3 protein-coding genes are annotated in these 2,528 nt (G+C 44.0%); 1 reads left to right on the top strand and 2 read right to left on the bottom strand.

All coding sequences use genetic code 11. The annotated features are described in order from the left end of the window. The first annotated feature begins 16 nt into the window (after positions 1-16). On the top strand, positions 17-115 hold the full coding sequence (locus AB4653_RS18680; protein WP_009848986.1) for a methionine/alanine import family NSS transporter small subunit: 99 nt from the start codon (positions 17-19) through the stop codon (positions 113-115). Between the two features lie 59 nt (positions 116-174). On the opposite strand, the gene AB4653_RS18675 is transcribed toward AB4653_RS18680, so the two are convergent. Beyond that, on the bottom strand, positions 175-579 hold the full coding sequence (locus tag AB4653_RS18675; RefSeq protein WP_009848985.1) for a hypothetical protein: 405 nt from the start codon (positions 577-579) through the stop codon (positions 175-177). A gap of 228 nt (positions 580-807) precedes the next feature. Continuing rightward, positions 808-2,238 (bottom strand): PTS glucose transporter subunit IIBC, encoded by a 1,431-nt coding sequence (gene ptsG / locus AB4653_RS18670; protein WP_009848984.1) that lies wholly within the window; start codon positions 2,236-2,238, stop codon positions 808-810. Positions 2,239-2,528: the final 290 nt, after the last annotated feature.

Here is a 2,528-nt window from a genome sequence, read left to right as displayed (position 1 = left end):
AGAAGGAAGCATAATCATGACAACGAGTGCGATTATTATGATGGTTCTTGGTCTTGGTATCACTTGGGGTGGTGCTGCAATTTGCATAAAGCGTGCAATGGACAAACAGAAATAACCTTATTTAAACCATTCAAAAATGCCAGCTACTAAGCTGGCATTTTTTTGTCTCATCACCTAGAACTTGTAGGTGATACCCAGTGCACCACCCACTTGTAATTCAACACCTTTATACATGTCGAGCTCAGGGTGAACTTGCACGTACGCATTCCAACCTTCGTAGAAATTCACTTTAATACCTAAAGGCAAACGTAAGCCAAAATCATTATTCCACTCAGCCCAAGCACCTGCACCGACATACCAACTCAACGGAGCTTCAGCCTCAAACTGACCACGCTTCAAAATGTAGTCAAATGCAGCACCGTCGTTGCCAATCGTGGCACGGTATTTCTGATCAAATTCGACAACGACACTCAGGTCTTGGTCTATGGCTAATCCAACTTCCAAATCTGGAGCTTCAGAAGCATGCACAAACGCGGCTCCGCTGCAGCACATAAGGCCGATCAAATAACGATGTTTCATAATATTCTCAGACTGTTTTTAAAAATGATAGTGTACTGGGTTCACAAAGAGAGGTGTCATCGCTAGGTAAAAGCGAACTGGTGCTCAAGGTTCGGTATCGGCCTTTAACACATAGAGTTGAGTAGAACTAGTTGAGTAAGAAGAGCTTAAGCGTGAGGATATTTTGCATATTGCAGAAAACAAAAAAGGAGGCCGTAAGGCCTCCTTTCAATTTATTGAATCAGCGAATTAACCGTTGTTACGGATCCACTCATCCATGTCTGTCTTAAGGTTGTCAGACTTAGTACCGAAGATAGCTTGTACGCCACCAGCAACTACAACAACACCTGCAGCGCCTAGTTTCTTCAGTTTGTCTTGGTCAACAAGAGCGGTATCAGCTACTGCAACACGTAGACGAGTAATACAAGCGTCAAGACCAGTGATGTTCGCTTTACCACCGAATGCAGCAACTAGCTCACCAGCAAGTTCAGAACCTGTAGCAACTACTTCTTCTTCAGATTCGTCTTCACGGCCCGGAGTTTTAAGGTCAAGTGCTTTAATCACAGTGCGGAATACGATGTAGTAAATTGCAGCGTAAGCAACACCACATACAACCATTAGACCCATCTTAGACGCGTTGCCAGATAGAACTAGGAAGTCGATTAGACCGTGTGAGAAAGATGTACCGTGTACAAAACCTAGAGTGTTCGCAAGAACGTATGCAGAACCAGCTAATAGAGCGTGGATTGCGTACAGTACAGGAGCAACGAATAGGAATGAGAATTCGATTGGTTCAGTGATACCCGTTAGGAATGAAGTCAACGCAGCAGAAGCCATGATGCCCATTACTTTAGCACGGTTTTCAGGTTTAGCTGAATGTGCAATCGCGATTGCAGCAGCAGGTAGACCGAACATCTTGAACATGTAACCACCAGCTAGCTGACCGAAGCCATTGCCCGCTGCACGAGATGCGTCATCAGCAACTAGGTAACAAGTAAGAACACCGTTTTGAGTTTCGCCAGCAGCATTTACACAAGTACCAGCTTCGAAGAAGAAAGGTACGTTCCAAACGTGGTGAAGACCAAATGGAATCAGAGAACGCTCAACGATACCGTAGATACCAAACGCCACTTGTGGGTTTTGGTGAGCAGCCCAATCAGAGAACGCAGAAATAGCGCCGCCAACTGGTGGCCATACTACAGATAGTAGGATTGCTAGACCAATCGCAGAGAAACCTGTGATGATTGGCACAGCACGCTTACCAGCGAAGAAGCCAAGGTACTCTGGTAGTTGAATACGGAAGAAACGGTTGAATGCCCAAGCAGCAACACCACCGACTAGGATACCACCTAGTACACCAGTGTCGATTTTATCAACGCCCATTACACCAGCCATTACGCCTAGTGTAGCAGTCATGATGCCGTAACCAACGATAGCAGCTAGACCAGCTACACCGTCGTTATTAGTAAAGCCAAGTGCTACGCCTACTGCGAACAGTAGTGCCATTTGACCGAATACTGAACCACCCGCTTGTTCCATTAAGTTTGAAACGATTTCTGGAATGAAAGGAAGGTCTGCTGCACCGACACCTAGCAAAATACCCGCAACTGGTAAAACTGATACTGGTAGCATCAGAGACTTACCAACTTTCTGCAGGCTAGCAAAAAGGTTCTTAAACATGTTTATGCTCCTGATAAAGATAAAATAATTATATGGGTCCTAACGGCACACCCCCGTAGCCTATATGTTAGCACCCAGTGAAAATGTAACCATGTATTGCATTATATTTTCTGCCGCTAAATATATATTGATGGGGAACTAACTTTCTAGTCACTTACGAAATTTAGTTTCAAAACACGTCTTGGATCACATGTCAAATATAGAAATGCAATGCTTTACAACCCACTAACTAACTGAAAAACAAACAAATTATAATCACCCTCTATTATTTTACTGAGTAAATAAAATAG

It is taken from the genome of Vibrio sp. 10N.222.48.A3 (assembly GCF_041475345.1).
Classification (GTDB): domain Bacteria; phylum Pseudomonadota; class Gammaproteobacteria; order Enterobacterales; family Vibrionaceae; genus Vibrio; species Vibrio tasmaniensis_A.
Note: the sequence above shows the minus strand (reverse complement) of the source record. Positions and strands in the feature narration are given on the sequence as shown.